15 protein-coding genes are annotated in these 19,808 nt (G+C 64.8%); 11 read left to right on the top strand and 4 right to left on the bottom strand.

Annotated features, from left to right (window positions below):
- Positions 1-36 precede the first annotated feature (36 nt).
- The gene (locus FHS92_RS10030) at positions 37-2,196 is read right to left on the bottom strand and encodes an AsmA family protein (protein ID WP_184080033.1); all 2,160 of its coding nucleotides are present in this window, start codon (positions 2,194-2,196) and stop codon (positions 37-39) included.
- Between the two features lie 218 nt (positions 2,197-2,414).
- On the opposite strand from FHS92_RS10030, the gene rpmI reads away from it, so the two are divergent.
- The 6 genes from rpmI (at position 2,415) to FHS92_RS10000 (ending at position 9,082) form a co-directional block, all read left to right on the top strand.
- Positions 2,415-2,618 (top strand): 50S ribosomal protein L35, encoded by a 204-nt coding sequence (gene rpmI / locus FHS92_RS10025; protein ID WP_184080031.1) that lies wholly within the window; start codon positions 2,415-2,417, stop codon positions 2,616-2,618.
- A 13-nt stretch (positions 2,619-2,631) separates the two neighbouring features.
- Entirely contained in the window at positions 2,632-2,994 is a 363-nt protein-coding gene (rplT, locus tag FHS92_RS10020; protein WP_184080029.1) for a 50S ribosomal protein L20, read from the top strand.
- A gap of 85 nt (positions 2,995-3,079) precedes the next feature.
- Positions 3,080-4,174 carry a phenylalanine--tRNA ligase subunit alpha gene (pheS, locus tag FHS92_RS10015; protein ID WP_184080028.1) on the top strand — a complete coding sequence of 365 codons (1,095 nt, stop codon included), beginning with the start codon at positions 3,080-3,082 and terminating at the stop codon, positions 4,172-4,174.
- A complete protein-coding gene (gene pheT, locus FHS92_RS10010; protein ID WP_184080026.1) occupies positions 4,171-6,582 on the top strand; it encodes a phenylalanine--tRNA ligase subunit beta in 2,412 nt (803 codons plus the stop codon). Before pheS ends, pheT begins: the two co-directional genes overlap by 4 nt.
- Entirely contained in the window at positions 6,575-7,456 is an 882-nt protein-coding gene (locus FHS92_RS10005) for an aldose epimerase family protein (protein WP_184080024.1), read from the top strand. Before pheT ends, FHS92_RS10005 begins: the two co-directional genes overlap by 8 nt.
- Positions 7,457-7,504: 48 nt before the next feature.
- Complete coding sequence (locus tag FHS92_RS10000; RefSeq protein WP_184080022.1) at positions 7,505-9,082, top strand: peptide chain release factor 3; 1,578 nt, start codon at positions 7,505-7,507, stop codon at positions 9,080-9,082.
- Positions 9,083-9,088: 6 nt separating this feature from the next.
- On the opposite strand, the gene metW is transcribed toward FHS92_RS10000, so the two are convergent.
- The 3 genes from metW to FHS92_RS09985 form a co-directional block, all read right to left on the bottom strand.
- The gene (gene metW, locus FHS92_RS09995; RefSeq protein ID WP_184080020.1) at positions 9,089-9,679 is read right to left on the bottom strand and encodes a methionine biosynthesis protein MetW; all 591 of its coding nucleotides are present in this window, start codon (positions 9,677-9,679) and stop codon (positions 9,089-9,091) included.
- Positions 9,676-10,815 carry a homoserine O-acetyltransferase MetX gene (gene metX / locus FHS92_RS09990; protein ID WP_184080018.1) on the bottom strand — a complete coding sequence of 380 codons (1,140 nt, stop codon included), beginning with the start codon at positions 10,813-10,815 and terminating at the stop codon, positions 9,676-9,678. The genes metW and metX overlap by 4 nt, the downstream gene beginning before the upstream one ends.
- Before the next feature lie 69 nt (positions 10,816-10,884).
- On the bottom strand, positions 10,885-11,523 hold the full coding sequence (locus tag FHS92_RS09985) for a PilZ domain-containing protein (protein WP_184080016.1): 639 nt from the start codon (positions 11,521-11,523) through the stop codon (positions 10,885-10,887).
- Positions 11,524-11,699: 176 nt separating this feature from the next.
- Between FHS92_RS09985 and hisC the strand changes: the two genes are divergently transcribed.
- The 5 genes from hisC to FHS92_RS09960 all read left to right on the top strand — a co-directional run bounded on the left by hisC (position 11,700) and on the right by FHS92_RS09960 (position 19,768).
- Complete coding sequence (gene hisC, locus FHS92_RS09980) at positions 11,700-12,797, top strand: histidinol-phosphate transaminase (RefSeq protein ID WP_184080014.1); 1,098 nt, start codon at positions 11,700-11,702, stop codon at positions 12,795-12,797.
- Between the two features lie 8 nt (positions 12,798-12,805).
- Positions 12,806-13,711: a prephenate/arogenate dehydrogenase family protein gene (locus tag FHS92_RS09975; RefSeq protein WP_184080012.1), complete on the top strand. Its 906-nt coding sequence runs from the start codon at positions 12,806-12,808 to the stop codon at positions 13,709-13,711.
- A gap of 273 nt (positions 13,712-13,984) precedes the next feature.
- On the top strand, positions 13,985-15,166 hold the full coding sequence (locus FHS92_RS09970) for an efflux RND transporter periplasmic adaptor subunit (protein WP_184080366.1): 1,182 nt from the start codon (positions 13,985-13,987) through the stop codon (positions 15,164-15,166).
- Between the two features lies 1 nt (position 15,167).
- Positions 15,168-18,317, top strand: a complete 3,150-nt coding sequence (locus FHS92_RS09965) for an efflux RND transporter permease subunit (protein WP_184080010.1) — start codon at positions 15,168-15,170, stop codon at positions 18,315-18,317.
- Positions 18,314-19,768, top strand: coding sequence for an efflux transporter outer membrane subunit (locus FHS92_RS09960; RefSeq protein WP_184080008.1), 1,455 nt, complete (start codon positions 18,314-18,316; stop codon positions 19,766-19,768). The genes FHS92_RS09965 and FHS92_RS09960 overlap by 4 nt, the downstream gene beginning before the upstream one ends.
- The last annotated feature ends 40 nt before the right edge of the window (positions 19,769-19,808 follow it).

Genomic DNA, 19,808 nt, shown 5'->3' with positions numbered 1-19,808 from the left:
GGGATTTCCGCTGCCCGCACGCCGGGCGAACCCCTATCAGAAGATCCCCAGAAACTTCTTCTTCTGTTCCTGCTTTTCCTGACCGTTCGTCTTGCCGCTCTCCGATTTGGCGGTTGTGCCCCGCCCCACATCATCACGCGGTTTTCCTTTGGTGGTGCGCTGCGCGGTGGCCTGCGCGCCAGCGAGCACCGGGCCGCATGCCGCTGATTTTGCATCACCGACGTCCACAAACGCCAGCACGGCGCCCAGCGGAGAGGCAACCAGCCCCAGACCCAGTCCGATCCCCGCACGTGCCACGAGCTGCGGGCTGATCGGGTTGATCCCCGGTGCACCGAAACTGCCGTTCACGCCTATCGGCGACTGCGCCGAAAACAGGCTGAACTTCTTGCCATCGGCGCGGACGGCGAGGTCCAGCGTCTCATTCTTGAAACTGAAGCCGCCGCGGCCGAGAATGACATTCTTTTTCGTGTCGATCAAAATCGGGTCGGCCGCTGCGATGCCGTCGCGCACGGTGAAGGCGATAAGGCCGCAGTTGATCTCGACCGGGTCTTTCAGCTTGTCCTGAAACATCTTGTACACGAAGGTGCCGATGTCGAGTTCGGACAGCTGGATATTCCGCGCCCACATCGACCCGGCGGGCAGGATGATCGCGATGCGACCGTCGGACGTTGCGAGCGATTCGCGGATGCTGTCGCCCTCGCCGCTCATTTTGACGCGCGCCCTGATGGTGCCAGTCGTACCGGACTCTTCGACGCCCCAGCGCGCGAGCAGCTTGCCCATCGGCGTGGGCGACAGCCGGATGTCATAGTCGGTGTGTACCGGCTTCACGCGGGCATTGATCGCGATGTCGGATGACACGAACCCGCCCGCCATGTCGAACGTCAGCGGCGAAAGTTTGAGCAGGCTGCGGTCGAGATCGACGGTTACCGCAATGTTGGAAATGGGGAAGCTTTCCGCCCGCACACGCTTGACGCTGTACTGCACATCGGCGTCAAACTGGCTGATCGCGTCGATGCGCAGCGGCGCATCGGGCAGCACGCGCACAGGCCCGCCGGGCTGAGACACGGCGGCGGTCGCACCCTGAGTGGCGAGCTTCTGCGGATCGTAACCGAAGAACGGCCCGGCATCGATGATGTCGAGTGTCTGCGTAACAAGATTGGCGTCAATTTTCAGCCGTTCGTTCGGCATGCCGATGGTCATCGTTCCCGCGATATCGCTTGTGCCGAACACACCCTTCATCCGCGTGAAGCGCCATTCGTCATCCTGGTAGGTGAGCGCCGAGCGGATTCGGTAGGCGCGCGTGTCGGGAATGGCGACGCCCAGGAAATCGAACAGCAGACGGATATTCGGCCCGCGCACGGTGAGCGCAAGATCGGAGCCTTCGATCTGCGTTGCTTCCGGCAAGGTGCCGCTCACGTCGAGGATCGTGGCGCCCGATGTCGCGCGGGCGACGAGCTGGTTGCGTCCGCCGGTGACCGTTTCATTGGGCGAGAGCAATTCGCCGCGCAGGGTGAAGCCCTTGCCCCGCATCGTGCCCGACCCGTGAAAGCGGATGTCGCTCGAAAAGCGCGTATCGGCCGCCCGCACCGTATCGACATCGATATTCGCCGTGATCTGCAAGCGGGGGTCGGCGTAGCGGATGTTGGTACCGGTGATGCTTGCCCGGGTGATGACCGGCATCTCCATCGGCTTTCCCTTCGCATTGGGATCGCCGAAGGTCCAGTTGTTGCGCTTCCCGTCGCGCGACCATTGCAGATCCACCTCCGCGTCGCGCAGGTTGAGCCAACGCGCCCGCTTCTTGTCCTGAAAGATCAAAGAGATCAGCGAAATACGGGTGTCGATCAGCTTGGCGTAGAAGAACGGCTGACGCCCCACCCACGCCGGGTTGGCGATCCGCATGTCTTCGGCGAGAAACTTGATATTGACCGGCGCGAAATAGAGCTGGAAGTCGCCGCCGACCTTCACGTCCCGCTGCAGGCTGCGCGATGCGATCGACTGAAACGGGCCTTTGAGGAAACGGCCCTTGGTAAGGAACAGCACCAGCCAGATGATGAACAGCGCAAGGAGGACATAGGTGACGATCCGTATCGGCAGCGGCACTTTCTTCCATCTCCGGCGCGCACGGGCGCGGCGCGAGTCCCGTATAGGCGTTGGCTCCGCAAGAGGGCGGGCGTCGGGAGAGACGGTCTGATCCATCGTCCCCCAACGCGCCGTGCTGCTGCAAGTTTCCCTGTCCAACGGCGCGGCGGGGCGTCATATCCCTTGCGTTTCGTGAGGTCCGACCTTATAGGCCCGCCTTCGCGTGGCGTGTCCGCGCGATTCTGTAATGGGACGGACCGGCTAACAAGGGCTGCCGAGTCTGTCCGCAATCGTCGGAAATGGCCTCACCGCCATCCCAACACAAGGAGACGAAAATGCCCAAGCTCAAGACCAAGAGCGGTGTGAAGAAGCGCTTCAAATTCACCGCCAGCGGCAAGGTGAAGCACGGCGTCGCCGGCAAGCGCCACCGTTTGATCTCGCACAACGCGAAATATATCCGCCAGAACCGTGGCACGTCCGTCCTGTCCGAAGCCGACGTCGCGCACGTCCGCCTCTGGGCACCCTACGGCCTGAAGTAAGGAGTAGAGAGACATGGCACGCGTCAAACGGGGCACCACCACCCGCGCCAAGCACAAGAATATTCTTGAACAGGCGAAGGGCTATTATGGCCGCCGCAAGAATACCATCCGTATCGCCCGTCAGGCCGTCGAGAAGGCCGGGCAGTACGCTTATCGCGATCGCAAGGTAAAGAAGCGCAGCTTCCGCGCCCTGTGGATCCAGCGCATCAACGCCGCCGTCCGCATGGAAGGCCTGACCTATGGCCAGTTCATGCACGGGCTGAAGCTCGCAGGCGTCGATCTGGACCGGAAAGTCCTGGCCGACATCGCGATGCACGAAGGCGAAGCGTTTAAAGCGATCGTCGCACAGGCGCAGGCTGCACTGCCCGCAGCCTGAATCACAGACGATAGAAATGCGAAGGTGCCGGGGCAGACGCTTCCGGCACCTTTTTCTTTGTGCGCATTTAGGCTAGCGGGGCGCCATGACCGAAGTAACAGCACTAAAGGCCGGGTTGCTGGCCGATATCGCCAAGGCCGACACGTTGGACGCCGTGGAGGCGTTGCGGGTGGGCGCGCTGGGCAAGTCCGGCGTGGTCACCGGCCTGCTCAAGACCATGGGCGCGATGTCGCCAGAGGAGCGGCTGGAGCGTGGCCCCGCGATCCATGACCTGCGCGAGAGTGTCACCGCCGCCATCGCCGAGCGCAAGGCCGCGCTGGAAAGCGCCGCGCTCGACGCGCGGTTGGCGTCCGAAACGCTGGACATGACCTTGCCCATCGATGCCCTGCCGCTGGGCACGGTGCATCCCGTGTCTCAGGTGATGGACGAGCTGGCGGAAATCTTCGCGGATCTCGGCTTCTCGGTGGCGACCGGGCCGGAGATCGAGGACGACTGGCACAATTTCACCGCGCTCAACATTCCGGAGACGCACCCGGCGCGCGCGATGCACGACACCTTCTATTTCCCGGACGTGGGGGGCGCGGAACATCGCATGTTGCTTCGGACGCACACGTCGCCGGTGCAGATCCGCACGATGAAGGGTCAGGAACCGCCGATCCGCATCATCGCGCCGGGCCGCGTCTATCGCAGCGACAGCGACGCAACCCATACACCGATGTTCCACCAGATCGAGGGGCTGGTGATCGACAAAGGCATCCATCTGGGCCACCTCAAATGGACGCTCGAGACCTTCCTCAAGGCGTTTTTCGAGCGGGAAGACATCGTCCTGCGCCTGCGCCCCAGCTATTTTCCCTTCACCGAACCATCGGTGGAGGTCGATGTCGGCTACACCCACGAAAATGGCCAGCGCGTGATCGGCGGCAGCGGCGACGACGCCAATGGCGGCTGGATGGAAGTGCTGGGCAGCGGCATGGTCCACCGCCGCGTGATCGAGGCCTGCGGTCTCGACCCGACTGTGTGGCAGGGCTTTGCCTTCGGCACCGGCGTCGACCGCCTCGCCATGCTCAAATACGGGATGAACGACCTGCGCGCCTTCTTCGACGGCGATCTGCGCTGGCTGCGGCATTACGGTTTCGGTGCACTCGACGTGCCGACGCTGAGCGGGGGAGTGGGCGCATGAAGTTCACGCTGAGCTGGCTCAGGGAGCATCTCGAAACCTCGGCGTCGCTCGATGACATCCTGCTGGCGTTGAACGCCATCGGGCTGGAGGTCGAAGGCGTGGAAGACCCCGCCGCGAAGCTTGAGGGCTTTCGCATCGCGAAGGTACTCACTGCCGCACCGCATCCGCAGGCGGACAAGTTGCAGGTGCTGTCCGTCGATGCAGGCGAGGGGCCGTTGCAGGTCGTGTGCGGCGCGCCCAATGCGCGGGCAGGGCTGGTGGGCGTGTTCGGCCTGCCCGGCGCGACCGTGCCCGCGAATGGCATGGTCCTGCGCGTCGCGGCGATCCGGGGCGTCGAATCGAACGGCATGATGTGCTCCACGCGCGAGCTGGAACTGGGCGACGATCATGACGGGATCATCGAACTGCCCGCCGATGCGCCTGTTGGCACCGCTTATGCCGACTGGGCAGGTCTGGGTGATCCGGTCATCGATGTTTCCATCACCCCCAACCGGCAGGATTGCATGGGCGTGCGCGGCATCGCGCGTGATCTCGCGGCCAAGGGCGTGGGCACGCTGAAACCGCTTCATGATGTCTATCGCATGGAGAGCCTCAATCCCATCGCGGGCGGGGGCGCGGGGCCGGACGTGCGCACGGACGATGTGGAGGGATGCCCCGCGTTCTTCGCGCAAGGCGTATCGGGCGTGACCAACGGCGCGGCGCCGGAATGGATGGCGCGACGGTTGAAGGCGATCGGCCAGAAACCGATTTCCATGCTGGTCGACATCACCAATTTCGTGTCGATCGACCTGGGGCGGCCGCTTCATGTCTATGACCGTGCGAAGCTGAGCGGCGGCCTCGTCGCGCGCCGTGCGCGGGAGGGCGAGCAGGTGCTGGCCCTCAACGGCAAGACCTACACGCTCGACGAGACGATGACTGTCATTGCTGACGAGCGCCAGGTCCACGATATTGCGGGCATTATGGGTGGCGAGGATTCGGGCGTTTCCGACACGACCACGGACGTGCTCATCGAATGCGCCTATTTCACGCCGGAAGCGATTGCACGCACCGGGCAGAAGCTTGGCATCACGTCCGACGCGCGCCAGCGGTTCGAGCGCGGCGTCGATCCTGCTTTTCTCGATGAGGGGCTGGCGATCGCGACGCGGCTGGTGCTCGACCATTGCGGCGGCAGCCCAAGCGCCGTGACGCGCGCGGGGGAGCCGCCGGTCGCACCGCGCCAGGTTTCCTATGATCCCGCGACATGCCTGGCGCTTGCCGGTGTGGATGTGGTGGGCGATCAACAGCGCGATATCCTGGCGCGGTTGGGCTTCACCGTCACTGTCGAAGCGCCCGGTCGTTGGTCGGTGACCATTCCCAGCTGGCGGCGCGACATCGACGGCCCGGCGGATCTGGTCGAGGAAGTCGTGCGCATCGTCGGTCTGGAGCATGTTCCCTCCACCCCGCTGCCGCGCGCACCCGGCGTCGCGCGCCCGACGGCCACGCCCGCGCAGCTGGTGGAACGCAAGGTGCGGCGCATGGCGGCGTCGCGCGGTCTCAACGAAGCGATCAACTGGTCCTTCCTGTCGGAGAAGGAAGCGGCCTCGGTCGGCGGCGGCGACTGGACCCTCGCCAACCCGATCTCGGACGAGCTGAAGGTCATGCGGCCCTCGCTGTTGCCCGGCCTGCTCTCGGCTGCGCGGCGCAACAGCGATCGCGGGGCGACCAGCATTCGCCTGTTCGAGGTCGGTCGCCGCTATTTCCACGCGGCCGATGGCAACAGCGAAGAGCGGCCCACGGTCGGCCTTGTGCTGGCGGGCGAACGCACACCGCGCGGCTGGCAATCCGGCAAGGCACAGCCCTTCACGCCCTATGACGCCAAGGCCGAAGCACTGGCGCTGTTGGCCGCCGCCGGAGCGCCGGTTGCGAACCTGCAGATGATGGGCGATGCGGGCGCAAGCTGGCACCCCGGCCAGTCCGGCACGCTGCGCCTCGGCCCCAAGACGGTGCTCGCCGAATATGGCGTGCTGCACCCGTTGCTGGCGAAGGAATTCGGCCTGTCCGGCACGGTGGTCGCCGCGCAGATCTTCCTTGATGCGATACCGGCCAAGCGCAAGGCGGGCTTCATGCGCACACCCTACGCACCGCCCGCGTTGCAGGCGGTGAAGCGCGACTTTGCGTTCCTTGTCCCGCAAGCGCTGGAAGCCGATGCGCTGGTCCGCGCGGTCCGGGGCGCGGACAAGAAGAGCATCGTCGACGCACGCCTGTTCGATGTGTTCACCGGCGTGGGTGTCGATGACGGCATGAAGTCGCTCGCCATCGAAGTCACCCTGCAGCCCGGCGAGAAAAGCTTCACTGAAGAGGAGCTGGGCGCCATCAGCGCGGCCGTGGTGAAGGCTGCGGAAAAGCTGGGCGGGAGCTTGCGTGGCTGATCCTGTCGCGATCCGGTCTGGTGCATGGACAGCGCAGATCCACCCGCTGGGCGCGGAACTCTGGTCGCTGACCGACGCGCAGGGCCGCGAATGGATGACAGACGCCGACCCGGCCTTCTGGACTGGGCACGCGCCGTTGCTGTTCCCGGTTGTCGGGCGGCTGCGCGGTGATCGCTATCGTCTGGATGGCACGGAATACGCCCTGCCCCAGCATGGTTTTGCGCGGCGGCGGGATTTTGGTCTCGTGGAGCAGGACAAGGCCCGTGTGCTGTTCCGCCTCGACGCGGACGAGGCAACTCATGCCGTCTATCCTTTCGCATTCCGGCTCGACATGGATTTCGCGCTCGACGGGGCGACGCTGGCGATGACCGCCACGGTCGAAAATCGCGATAATCGGACGATGCCGTTCAGCTTCGGCTATCATCCCGCCTTCGCTTGGCCGCTGCCGACCGGCGGGGCCAAGAAGGATCACAGGATCGTCTTTGAACAGCCCGAGCCCGCGCCCATCCGCCGGATCGGCGGGGAGCCGGGGCTGATCGCGCCTGACGCGGAAGCGACGCCCGTCGAGGGCGACACGTTCATCCCCACCCATGCCCTGTTCGAACGGGATGCGGTGATCTGGGATCAACTGACAAGCCGCAGCCTGCTCTGGGGCGTGCCGGGCGAGCCACGCCTGCGCATCGATTTCCCCGATACACCCACTCTCGGGCTCTGGCAGAAGCCCGGCGCGAACTATCTGTGCATCGAGCCGTGGGCTGGCATGGCCGATCCGGCTGGCTTCACCGGCGATTTTACGCAAAAGCCCGGCATCATCACCCTGGCGCCCGGTGCGTCCCGCCGGTTTCGCATGAACGTGACACTGGTCGAGAACTGACGCGGCTTACTGCGCGCCCGTTCTCCCGTTTCCAAGAAAGTTTTCTCCATGTCCATTCCCTCCCGCCGCACCTTCGCGATCATTTCCCATCCTGACGCGGGCAAAACCACGCTCACGGAAAAGCTGCTGCTGGAAGGCGGCGCGATCCATCTTGCCGGGGAGGTGAAGGCCCGCGGCGCAAACCGTCGCGCGCGGTCCGACTGGATGAAGATCGAGCAGCAGCGCGGCATTTCCGTCACATCGTCGGTCATGACGTTCAGCCGTACGATGGACGGCGAGACGATCACCTTCAACCTGCTCGACACCCCGGGGCACGAGGACTTCAGCGAAGACACGTATCGCACGCTGACCGCCGTGGATTCCGCTGTCATGGTGATTGACGCCGCCAAGGGCATCGAGCCCCAGACGCGCAAGCTGTTTGAAGTCTGCCGCCTGCGCAACGTGCCGATCATTACCTTCATCAACAAGGTCGATCGGGAAGGGCGCGATCCCTTCGCCCTGCTCGACGAAGTGGCGGATGCGCTCGCGCTCGATGTCTGCCCGATGAGCTGGCCGGTCGGCATGGGTGGCACGTTCGAAGGGGTTTTCGACTTCGCCACCGGCCAGTTGCGCCAGCCAAGCGGGCCGAGCCGCGCGTTTGAGGGCACGGTCGAGCAGTTCAGCGGCATCGATGATCCGCGCTTGGCCGATGTCCTGTCGGCGCAGGGGCATGAAACCTTGGTCAGCGAAGGCGAGCTGGCGCAGGGCGGCTATGCGAGCTTCGATCTCGCCGCCTATCGCCATGGCGACCTGACCCCGGTCTATTTCGGATCGGCGCTGAAGCTGTTCGGCGTCGCGGAGTTGATCGACGCGCTGGGTCGCCACGCCCCGCCGCCGCGCGAACAGCCCGCTGAGCCGGAGCCGGTCACGCCGGATCGGCCGGATGTCACCGGTTTCATCTTCAAGGTGCAGGCGAACATGGACCCGCAACACCGCGACCGCATCGCCTTCATGCGGCTGTGCTCCGGCAAGTTCCGGCGCGGCATGAAACTCATCCCCTCTGGTAGTGGCAAACCGATTGCGGTCCACTCGCCGATCCTGTTTTTCGCGCAGGACCGCGAGATTGCCGACGAGGCCTATCCCGGCGATATCATCGGCATTCCCAACCATGGCACGTTGCGGGTGGGTGATACGCTGTCCGAAAAAGCGGATGTACGCATCACCGGCTTGCCCAATTTCGCGCCGGAAATCCTGCGCCGCGTGGCGCTGCGCGATCCGACCAAGACCAAGCAGCTCCGCAAGGCGCTCGATGACCTCAGCGAGGAGGGCGTGATTCAGGTCTTCTATCCCGAGATCGGCGGCCAGTGGATCGTCGGCGTCGTCGGCCAGTTGCAGCTCGACGTGCTCATTTCCCGGCTGGAAGCGGAGTATAAGGTCGAGGCGGTGCTGGAACCCTCCCCCTTCGACACCGCCCGCTGGCTCGGCGGCAGCGACGCGGACATCAAGGCGTTTTCGGGGATCAACCGATCCAACATGGCGGCGGATCGCGATGGCAATACAGTCTTCCTCGCCAAGAGCGCGTGGGACGTCAATTACCAGCAGGAACGCAACCCTGACCTGAAATTCAGCGCAACCAAGGAGCGGTAGGGCGGTTCACCGCCGCAACAAAAACACCGCATGTTCCGCGAACAGGTTGGCGTTCGCGTCGCCGGTCTGGCGGTCGCCCTTCAGGAACCATTGCCCGTCGATCGTCCAGCCGCGTTCCTTCACCAGCGCGCGGAAATCGTCGATGGTGAGGTGGTGGATATTGGGCGTATCGTACCATTTTTCAGGCAGCAGCCGCGTGACCGGCATGCGTCCCCCCCACAGCAGGGACAGTCGCCCGCGCCAGTGCGCGAAATTGGGGAAGCTGACGAACGCCTGCCCGGCGATGCGCAGCAGGTCCTCGACCACCGTGTCGGGACGGCGCGTGGTCTGGAGTGTCTGGCTCAAAATCGCATAGTCGAAGCTGGCATCGGGATAATAGAGCAGGTCCGTGTCGGCATCCCCCTGCACCACCGACAGACCGCGCCCGACGGCGGAGGCAACATTGGCGGGGTTCAGTTCCAGCCCGCGCGCGTCGACATTCCGCGCGTCGCGTAGCGCGGCCATCAGCGCGCCGTCGCCGCAACCGACATCGAGCACGCGGCTGCCCGGTGCGACATTGGCTGCGATGATCGCCAGATCGGGACGCAGATCGCTCATCCGCGTTCCCCCGCCCGTAGGAAGCCGTCGACCACGCGATTGAGTTCCGGCACGTCCAGCAGGAACGCGTCATGGCCGAACGGGCTGGACAGTTCGACAAAGCTCGCCTGCGCTCCGGCGGCGTTCAGGGCGTGGACGATGATCCGCGATTCGGATGTGGGATAAAGCCAGTCCGTATCGAAGCTGACGAGGCAGAAGCGCGCTTTCGTCCGCTCGAATGCGCGGGCGAGACTGCCCTGATGATCCTCGGCGAGGTCATAATAATCCATCGCGCGGGTGATATAGAGATAGGAATTGGCGTCGAACCGCTCGACGAAGCTGATCCCCTGATGGCGCAGATAGCTTTCAATCTGAAAATCAGCGTCGAAGCCGAAGGTCTTGGCGTCGCGCCCCTGCAGGCGGCGCCCGAACTTCTCGGTCAGGCCCGCTTCGGACAGATAGGTGATGTGCGCCGCCATGCGCGCGACCGACAAGCCTGCGGACGGTGGGCGATTGTCGGCATAATAATCGCCGCCGCGCCAATTCGGATCGGCCATGATCGCCTGCCGTCCCACTTCGTGAAACGCGATATTCTGCGCACTGTGCCGCGCGGTCGAGGCGATGACGACGACCGATTCGAGGCGGTCGGGGAAGAGCGTCGGCCATGTAAGCGCCTGCATCCCGCCCATCGATCCGCCGATCACCGCATGCAGCCGCCCGATTCCGAGATGGTCGAGCAGCATCGCCTGCGCGCGCACCATGTCGGCGATGGTGATGACCGGAAAGCGCATCGCCCATTTGCCGCCGGTAGCAGGATCGATGCCCGCCGGGCCGGACGACCCCATGCAACTGCCGAGCACATTGGCGCAAATGATGAGGTGGCGGGCCGGATCGATCGGCTTGCCCGCGCCCACCATGCGCGTCCACCAGCCCGGCTTGCCGGTCAGCGGGTGGGTCGAGGCAACATATTGATCGCCCGTCAGCGCATGGCAGATAAGGATGACATTCGACCCGTCGGCATTGGGCGATCCATAGGTTTCATAGGCAATGTCGACCGAGGCGAGCACGCCGCCCCCGTCCAGACGCAGCGGGCCGGGCAGCGTGACCTTGCGGTCCAGCCCAAAACGGTCGTCCAGCGGAGCAGCGATCGTCGTCATAGACCAGCGGCGCTAGACGATTTTCCACGCCGGTGGAAGGGCGTTACGAACCCCGAGGCTGACGAGCGGTCAGCGCGATTCCGGCCCCGGCACGTGCTGCACGCCATGATCGTCGAGCCAGCGCGCGAGTTCGGAATAGCCCATCGGCAGATCGAAATGCAGGCCCAGCATGTTGGGCGCAACCCACCGCACGGTAGCGGCGCGCGCAGGCAGGCCGTCAATGCGAACCGTCACACGGTCTTCGATGTGCGCAACGACATGGGTTTCGATACACAGGCCGTGCAGCGAGATGTTGCTGACGACACCGGTGATAACGCCGTTGTCATGCTCCAGATAGGCAACGCCTTCGCATTCGAAGCGGGGCGCGCGGGGCAGGCGGCGTAGCACGCTGCGATTTGGGCGGGGTTTCAAGAGATCGGCAAGATCGACCGGCTCGTCGAACTCGACGCCCGCGACATGATCGCCGGTCCAGCGCACGGTGCCGGTCACGACCTTGTCGGACCGCAACTCGATTTTGACTTTCTCGTCCACCGACACATTATGCCGCACGTCGATCTTCGCACCTTTTTGCGACATGTTGCGGACGAGACAAAGCTGGTCATGGCCGTTGATGACGGCGCGGCCGACTTTGAGCACGGTGACATAGCGTTCGTCGCCACGCCGGTCCGGGGTGTCGTGATGGTCTGCCTCGAGTTTGGAATGGAGCATGTTCGTTATCCGTAGCGACCGCCCCAGACACCAAGCCGGGGGCCAGATCATGCCTTCTAGCGCTTGTGACGTCACGGTTCGGTTTCCTAACGTGCATAACCTGCCGTTAACCCGTCATTTTTTCGTGGTGTTTCAGCACAGTTTGCGTTCCCGCACGATCCCGCTAAAGGGGCAGAATGATGGGACCGCAAGCCAAGAGCTGGATCGCGCAGATCGCGCCCTATGTGCCGGGCAAGGCGGCCACGGACGACGGCCGTCCGCTGGTCAAACTGTCCGCCAATGAGAACCCGCTGGGCACCGGTGCGGCGGCGCGCGAGGCCTTTGCGCGCGGCAGCGCAGATCTCGCCACCTATCCCGATCCCACGGCGACCAAGATGCGTACGGCGATTGCGCGCGTGCACGGGCTGGAGCCGGACCGGGTGATCTACGGCACCGGGTCCGACGAACTGCTCCATCTCGCGGCGAGCGCCTTTGCCGGACCGGGCGATGAAGTGCTGTACGTCCGATATGGCTTTTCCGTCTACGACATCGCTGCGCGGCGCGTCGGCGCCACTCTGGTGGTGGCGGCAGACCGCGATTACGGGACCGATGTCGACGCACTGCTCGGCGCAGTGACGGAGCGGACGCGGGTTGTCTTTCTCGCGAATCCCAACAACCCCACCGGCACGATGACGGGCGCGGCGGACATCGCGCGGCTGCACGCCGGCTTGCGGCCCGATATCCTGCTGGTGCTGGACCAGGCCTATGCCGAATATCTGGATGCCGACGAGGATGACGGCGGGCTGGAACTCGCGCGAACCGCATCCAACGTCTTCGTGACGCGTACCTTCTCGAAGATTTACGGGCTCGCGGCCGAGCGGATCGGCTGGGGCACTGCGTCCGCCGAGATTATCGCGATCCTTCACCGCATCCGGGCGCCCTTCAACGTGACGACCGCCGGACAGGAAGCGGCGATCGCGGCGGTCGAGGATCAGGCGTGGGTCGACCAGAGCCGTGCCCATAACCGCCGGTGGCGGGACTGGCTGACCGCAGAGATTGGATCGATGGGCAATCACGGCCTGCGCGTCGTGCCGAGCAAGGCGAACTTCCTCCTCGTGCTGTTCGAAGGACGGTTTAGTGCGGAATCGGCATTCAGGGGGTTGATGGATGCGGGCTATGCGACCCGTTGGCTGCCGGGGCAGGGTCTGCCCGACGCGCTGCGCATCACCATCGGCACGGCGGAGCAGACGCAGGACATCGCCCGCCTGCTCCGCGCCATGGTCGAGGGGGCCTGACAGCCGCTATGCTTCCCTTTGCGCGCATCACGATTGTCGGTCTCGGCTTGATCGGATCGTCGCTGGCACGCGGCATCCGTACCTTCACGCCGACGGTGCGCATTACCGGCTACGATGCCAGCGCGGAGGTTCGTGAAACCGCACGACGCATCGACCTGTGCGACGATGTCGCCGATTCGGCCGGGGCTGCGGTAACCGATGCGGATCTTGTCATCCTGTGCGTTCCGGTCGGGATGATGGGTCCGGTGGCGGCGGAACTGGCCGATGACCTTCCAGCCGAAGCGATCGTCAGCGATGTCGGATCGTGCAAGGCGAGCATCCTTGCCGCGCTGCGCGGGGCGCTGCCCCAGCAGCGCATCGTGCCTGCCCATCCGGTCGCCGGGACGGAGAACAGCGGGCCGGAAGCGGGCTTCGCCACCCTGTTTCGGGACCGGTGGTGCATCCTCACCCCGGAAGCGGACTGCGATCCGCTCGCAGTGGAGCAGGTCGGCGATTTCTGGCGGCGGCTGGGCGCGCAGGTCGAGGTGATGGAAGCGGCGCACCACGACCTTGTTCTTGCTGTCACCAGCCACCTCCCTCATCTGATCGCCTACACGATTGTGGGAACGGCGAGCGATCTGGAAGACGTCACCCGGTCGGAAGTCATTAAATATTCGGCGGGCGGCTTCCGCGACTTTACCCGCATCGCGGCCAGTGACCCGACAATGTGGCGCGACGTGTTCCTTGCCAACAAGGACGCGGTGCTCGAAATGCTTCAGCGCTTTTCCGAAGACCTGTCCTCATTGCAGCGCGCGATCCGCTGGGGCGATGGCGATGCGCTGTTCGACCTGTTCAGCCGCACGCGCGCCGTGCGCCGCTCGATCATCGAACAGGGGCAGGACGACGCCAAGCCCGATTTCGGCCGCAGCCATTAGAGCGAAACCCGCGGCGATTGTCATCGTGATGACACGGTTCGGAACTAACCGGCTTGCGTTTCGTCTTTTTCGCTCCGATCATTCAATGTCGGGTTTGAAAGCGCGGAATGCCCGATAATTCACCGCTTATTCATCCCTGGTGCTTGACTGAGCCCGCTTCATCATTAACCGCCGTCTTGGTTCAAAGCGGTGAGGTCAACAAGGAACATGCCGATCCTCGCACTGGGTAACAGTATGGCATGGCGCGATGCTGCGGGTAGCCTTCGGCACGGCATGAAGCGGACAGGCGTCGGTGTGGCCGTCATCTGCGCTGTGGCAGCGTGCTCCCCGAAGAAGGAGCGGGAAAAGCCGGTCCCCGAGGCGGGCTATATCACCGTTTCCACCCGTGACGTGCCGCTCACCGTCGAGCTCGCCGGGCGCACAGCAGCCTATGAAATGTCCGACGTGCGCCCGCAGGTATCGGGCATAGTCCGCAGCCGCCTGTTTACCGAAGGATCGTTGGTTCGGCAGGGCCAGACGCTCTATCAGATCGATTCCAGCCTTTACCGCGCCGCCGCCCGACAGGCGCAGGCCAACCTCGCCAGCGCGCGCGCTGCGCAGGCCGCGGCGGCAGCGCTCGCCGAACGCTATCGTCCGCTCGCGCAGATTGAAGCCGTCAGCAAGCAGGAATACGCCAATGCGGTCGCGAGCGCCGGTCAAGCGGCTGCCGCCGTCGAGCAAAACCGCGCGGCGCTGGAAACCGCGAACATCAATTTGGGCTTTACCCGCGTGCCCGCGCCGATCACGGGGCGCATTGGTCGCTCGCTGGTGACCACCGGGGCGCTGGTGACAACCGGCCAGGCCGACCCGATGACAACGATCCAGCGGCTTGACCCGATCTTTGTCGATATCCAGCAGTCGAGCGCCGAACTGCTCACCCTGCGCCGCTCGCTCGCATCGGGTGGGGCAATCCCGTCCTCCACCGCAGTCCGGCTGACGCTGGAAGACGGCAGCACCTATCCGGCCGAGGGACGGCTGGAATTCTCCGAGGCGATGGTCGCGCCCGACACCGGCACGGTGACCTTGCGGGCCCGCTTCCCGAACCCGCAAGGTGTCCTTCTGCCGGGCATGTACGTTCGCGCACAAATGTCGCAGCAGACCCTCACCAATGGCATCCTCGTGCCGCAAGCGGGTCTGTCTCGCAATCCGCGCGGGGAAGCGACCGTGCTGGTGGTGAGCGGGGCCGCCGGCAACAAGGGTGCTGCCCAGACCAGCGCCATCGCGCAGTTGCGCACGGTGAAAGCCGACCGTACCTATGGCGCCTATTGGCTGGTCACGTCCGGCCTGAAACCGGGCGAGAAGGTGATCGTCGAGGGACTGAGCCGCATCAAGCCCGGTCAGCCGATCCGCCCTTTGCCCGCCGGATCAAAACCCAAGCCGCCGCAAGGTAAGGCTTCGGGTCCGGCATCGCGCTGAGATGCTGTCGCGGATCTTCATCGATCGACCGATCTTTGCCTGGGTCATCGCGATCATCATCATGCTGGGCGGGGTCGGCGGCATCCTTTCCCTGCCGGTCGAGCAATATCCCGACATTGCCCCGCCCTCCGTCAATGTCCGTGCCAATTACCCCGGCGCATCGGCGGAGACCGTCGAATCGAGCGTCACCCAGGTCATCGAGCAGCAGCTGACCGGGATCGACGGGCTGCTCTATTTTTCTGCCACGTCCAGCGCATCGGGTTCGGTCAACATCACCGCGACGCTGGAAAAGGGTACCGATCCGGACATTGCGCAGGTCCAGGTGCAGAACAAGGTGCAGCAGGCCCTGCCCCGCCTGCCGCAACAGGTGCAGCAGCAGGGACTTGTCGTCACCAAGTCGAACTCCGACTTCCTGATGGTCATCAGCATCTATGACGAGAGCGACAGGGCCACGAGTTCGGACGTGTCGGACTTTCTGGTGTCCAACCTGCAGGATCCGATTGCTCGACTGCCCGGCGTCGGCGACGTCAACGTGTTCGGATCGCAATATGCGATGCGCATCTGGCTCGACCCGTTCAAGCTCGCCAGCGTTCGGCTGATCCCGGCGGATGTGATCGCCGCCATCCAGGCCCAGAACGCGCAGGTCGCCGCAGGCCAGATCGGCGGCCAACCTTCCCCCTCGGAGCAGATGCTCAACGCCACGGTCACGTCGCGGTCCCGCCTCACCACTCCTGAGCAGTTCCGCAATATCATTCTCAAGACCGAAACCAGCGGTGCGAACATCCTGCTGAAGGATGTGGCGCGCGTTGAACTGGGGAGCGAGAGCTACAACACGATCAGCCGCCAGAACGGCCATCCGGGCGGCGGTATCGCGATCCAGCTTGCGCCCGGGTCCGACGCGCTCAAGACCGCCACCGCGGTCCGCGAGGAGGTTGCCCGTCAGGCGAAGAATTTCCCGCCGGGCTACCGCTACGGCTTTCCCAACGACAGCACCGCGTTCATCCGGATTTCCATCCATGAGGTCGTTGTGACGCTGATCGAGGCGATCGTGCTGGTCGTCGTGGTGATGTTCCTGTTTCTGCAAAGCTGGCGCGCGACCCTAATCCCGGCGCTCGCGGTGCCGGTGGTGCTGCTGGGCACGTTCGGCGTCCTCGCGCTGTTCGGCTTCTCGATCAACGTGCTGACGCTGTTCGGGCTGGTGCTGTCGATTGGCCTGCTCGTCGACGACGCCATCGTCGTGGTCGAAAATGTCGAGCGGCTGATGGAGGAAAATCCGGGCATGAGCCCGCGTGAGGCGACGCACATATCGATGGAGGAAGTCCAGACGGCGCTGATTGCGATTGCCCTCGTCCTGTCGGCGGTATTCCTGCCGATGGCGTTTTTCGGCGGATCGGTCGGCGTCATTTACCGGCAGTTTTCCGTTACGATCGTCGCGTCCATGCTGCTGTCGGTTGTAGTAGCACTGATACTCACACCAGCGCTGACAGCCACTCTGCTCAAGCCCAAGGGTGGAGAAGTGGCCTCGAACCGGTGGATGGCTCTCGCCCATCGATATGGGGAGCGCTTCAATGTCTGGTTCGAAACCACCTCGGAACGATACCGCGACCGGGTCCGCCGAATCATTGAACGCGCATGGCCAGCCATGGCGGTCTACGCCGTCATCCTCGCGCTTCTTGGCGTGCTGTTCTGGCGCCTGCCGACCAGCTTCCTGCCGACCGAGGACCAAGGCTTCGTCCAGGTCCAATACACCTTGCCCGCAGGCGCGACCCAGCCGCGAACCCTGGCCTTCGCCAAGGAGATCGAGCGCTATTTCACGGAAGAAGAAAAGGACAACATCTTCAACATCTACCTCATTATCGGATCTGGTCAGTCCGGGCAGGGGCAGAATGCAGGACGGGGCTTTCTGGCGCTCACCCCGTGGGACGACCGTGAAGGCAGCGAGAATTCGGCGAGCGCCATAACGGAGCGCGCGACGAAGGCGCTGTCGCGCCTGCGCGATGGGCAGTTCTTCGCGCTCAACCCGCCTCCCGTACGCGGCCTGGGCCAGTCGAACGGCTTCACGATGCAGCTGCTGAACAGCGGGGGTCTGTCCCGGTCCGAATTTCGCGCGCGTTATGATGCGCTGCTCGCCGCCGCCAACGCCGACCCGGCGCTCGCGGCCGTGCGGGAAGGCTCCCTGCCGGACAGCCCCACCCTGCAGGTGCTGATCGATCCCGCAAAGGTTGGTGCGCTCGGACTGACGCAGAGCCAGGTGGACTCCACCCTGTCGGCGGCATGGGGCGGCAATTACGTCAACGACTTTATCGACCGGGGCCGCGTCAAGCGCGTCTATGTGCAGGGCGATGCCCCTTATCGTGCCCGCCCCGAAGACCTCTCCAACTGGTTTGTGCGCTCGGCCAGCGGTGAGATGGCCCCCTTCTCGTCCTTCGCCACCGCTCGCTGGGGTCAGGCACCCGCGACGCTGAGCCGTTTCAACGGCGTGCCTTCTTTCGAAGTCCAGGGCCAGTCTGCGCCCGGCTACAGCTCCGGCGACGCGATGAACCGGCTGGAAGCGATCGCATCCCGCCTTTCCGGCGTGACGATCGCATGGAGCGGACTGTCCTTTCAGGAGAGGCTGTCCGGCGGGCAGGCGCCGCTTCTCTATGCCCTGTCGCTACTGGTCGTGTTCCTGTGCCTTGCGGCGCTGTATGAAAGCTGGTCAGTGCCGTTTGCGGTCATGCTGGTCATACCGCTGGGGCTGATAGGCGCGGCGCTGGGCGTGACACTGCGCGGGCTGACGAACGACGTCTATTTTCAGGTCGGCCTGCTGACCACTATGGGGCTGGCCGCGAAGAACGCCATCCTGATCGTCGAGTTTGCCGAAATGGCCGAGAAAGCGGGCAAAACGGCGGTGGAGGCCGCGCTGGAGGCGGCGCGTCTGCGTCTGCGCCCGATCCTGATGACCAGCCTTGCGTTCATCTTCGGCGTGTTGCCGCTTGCCATCTCGACCGGTGCGGGCGCGAAAAGCCGGGTAGCGATCGGCACGGCGGTGATGGGCGGGATGATCACCGCGACCGTGCTGGCGATTTTCTTCGTGCCGCTGTTTTATGTGCTGGTGCGCCGCTGGTTCGGCGGCAAGCGGGTGTCGCCGCGCACGGAGAGCCCGGCATGAAGCGGCACCTGACCGGCCTTTTTGTAGGAGCATCGCTGCTGGCTGGCTGCTCGCTGCAACCGCGCTACGAGCGTCCACCCCCGGCGGTTCCGCCGAGCTGGCCGACGGGTGCGGCTTATGCGGCACAGGACACCGCCCCGCTCCCCGCCGTGCGCTATCAGGATATCTTCCGCGATGCCCGGCTGCAGGCGATCATCGAACGCGCGCTGAGCAACAATCAGGATCTGCGCCTTGCTGCGGCCAATGTCGCGGCGGCACGCGCGCAGTTACGCATCACCCGCGCGCAGCAACTGCCGCAGATCGACGCCTCCGCGAACGCGAGTTTCAGTGAACAGGGTCGCGCGCGCCGCACGTCCGGTACAACATCAAGCGGCGTCAACGAAAGCTATGCCGTCGATGCCGGGCTGTCTGCGTTCGAGATTGACCTGTTCGGCCGCCTTCGCTCGCTGAGTACGGCCGCGCGCGAGGAGTATTTGGGCACGCAGGCCGCGCAGCAGGTGGTGCGCCTCAGCCTTATCGCGGAGATCGCCAGCGCTTGGGCAACACTGGCAACCGACCGGAGCCTGCTCGCCATTGCCCGGGATACGCAGGCGAGCGCCGAGCAGACGGTCTCGCTTACCAGAGCGCGGCTGCGGGGTGGCATCGCGGCGCGCACCGACCTGTTGCAGGCGCAGACGATCGCGGCGCAGGCGCGCGGCGATGTCGCGGATTTCACGACCCTTGTGGCACAGGATCGTAACGCACTGGAACTGCTGGTCGGCGCGCCAGTGGCCGACACGGAACTCCCAGATGGGATCGAAACGATCGACAGTGCCTTTGCCGAGCTGCCCGCCGGGCTGGACTCACGCGTATTGCTCCGCCGTCCGGACGTGGCGGAGGCGGAATATCGCCTGCGCGCCTCCAACGCCCGCATCGGTGCCGCGCGCGCTGCCTTCTTCCCCACGATCAGCATCACCGGCCTCGCCGGGTTGGCGAGCAGCGCGCTGGGTTCGCTGTTCACTGGCGACGCGTTTACCTGGTCGGCAGGGGCGGGCGCGTCCCTGCCCATCTTCGATGGTGGCGCGCGGGCGGGCAACCTGCAGCAGGCGCGCGCTGAGCGGGATGCCGCGCTCGCCAATTATCAGCGTGCCATCCAGTCTGCCTTCCGCGATGTCGCCGATGCGCTGGCCCGGCATGGCACCATCGATGCGCGCTTTGCCGCGGCGGAGGAACTGGGGGCCGCCGCGCAGGGCAGTTACACGCTGGTCGAAGCCCGCTACCGCGCGGGGATCGACCCGTTTCTCGAGAGCCTGGACGCGCAGCGTACGCTCTATTCCGCACGCCGTTCGCTCGCCAACGCACGGCTGGTGCGCGTGAACAACCGGGTGGATCTCTATCGCGCGCTCGGCGGTGACGCGCTGGTGGATGTGTCTGATGCCAAGGGCCCGTCCTCTCCCGTTCGTGCTGAGTAGCCATTGAGCTGCCGAAAGCCCCACTCAGGGCGAACGGATC

It is taken from the genome of Sphingobium subterraneum (assembly GCF_014199435.1).
Classification (GTDB): domain Bacteria; phylum Pseudomonadota; class Alphaproteobacteria; order Sphingomonadales; family Sphingomonadaceae; genus Sphingobium; species Sphingobium subterraneum.
Note: the sequence above shows the minus strand (reverse complement) of the source record. Positions and strands in the feature narration are given on the sequence as shown.

Bases quoted from the DNA above. Each gene is read 5' to 3' on its own strand.
- FHS92_RS10030 (WP_184080033.1), bottom strand. From the start codon at position 2,196: ATGGATCAGACCGTCTCTCCCGACGCCCGCCCTCTTGCGGAGCCAACG.
- rpmI (WP_184080031.1), top strand. From the start codon at position 2,415: ATGCCCAAGCTCAAGACCAAGAGCGGTGTGAAGAAGCGCTTCAAATTC.
- rplT (WP_184080029.1), top strand. From the start codon at position 2,632: ATGGCACGCGTCAAACGGGGCACCACCACCCGCGCCAAGCACAAGAAT.
- pheS (WP_184080028.1), top strand. From the start codon at position 3,080: ATGACCGAAGTAACAGCACTAAAGGCCGGGTTGCTGGCCGATATCGCC.
- pheT (WP_184080026.1), top strand. From the start codon at position 4,171: ATGAAGTTCACGCTGAGCTGGCTCAGGGAGCATCTCGAAACCTCGGCG.
- FHS92_RS10000 (WP_184080022.1), top strand. From the start codon at position 7,505: ATGTCCATTCCCTCCCGCCGCACCTTCGCGATCATTTCCCATCCTGAC.
- metW (WP_184080020.1), bottom strand. From the start codon at position 9,679: ATGAGCGATCTGCGTCCCGATCTGGCGATCATCGCAGCCAATGTCGCA.
- metX (WP_184080018.1), bottom strand. From the start codon at position 10,815: ATGACGACGATCGCTGCTCCGCTGGACGACCGTTTTGGGCTGGACCGC.
- FHS92_RS09985 (WP_184080016.1), bottom strand. From the start codon at position 11,523: ATGCTCCATTCCAAACTCGAGGCAGACCATCACGACACCCCGGACCGG.
- hisC (WP_184080014.1), top strand. From the start codon at position 11,700: ATGATGGGACCGCAAGCCAAGAGCTGGATCGCGCAGATCGCGCCCTAT.
- FHS92_RS09975 (WP_184080012.1), top strand. From the start codon at position 12,806: ATGCTTCCCTTTGCGCGCATCACGATTGTCGGTCTCGGCTTGATCGGA.
- FHS92_RS09970 (WP_184080366.1), top strand. From the start codon at position 13,985: ATGAAGCGGACAGGCGTCGGTGTGGCCGTCATCTGCGCTGTGGCAGCG.
- FHS92_RS09965 (WP_184080010.1), top strand. From the start codon at position 15,168: ATGCTGTCGCGGATCTTCATCGATCGACCGATCTTTGCCTGGGTCATC.
- FHS92_RS09960 (WP_184080008.1), top strand. From the start codon at position 18,314: ATGAAGCGGCACCTGACCGGCCTTTTTGTAGGAGCATCGCTGCTGGCT.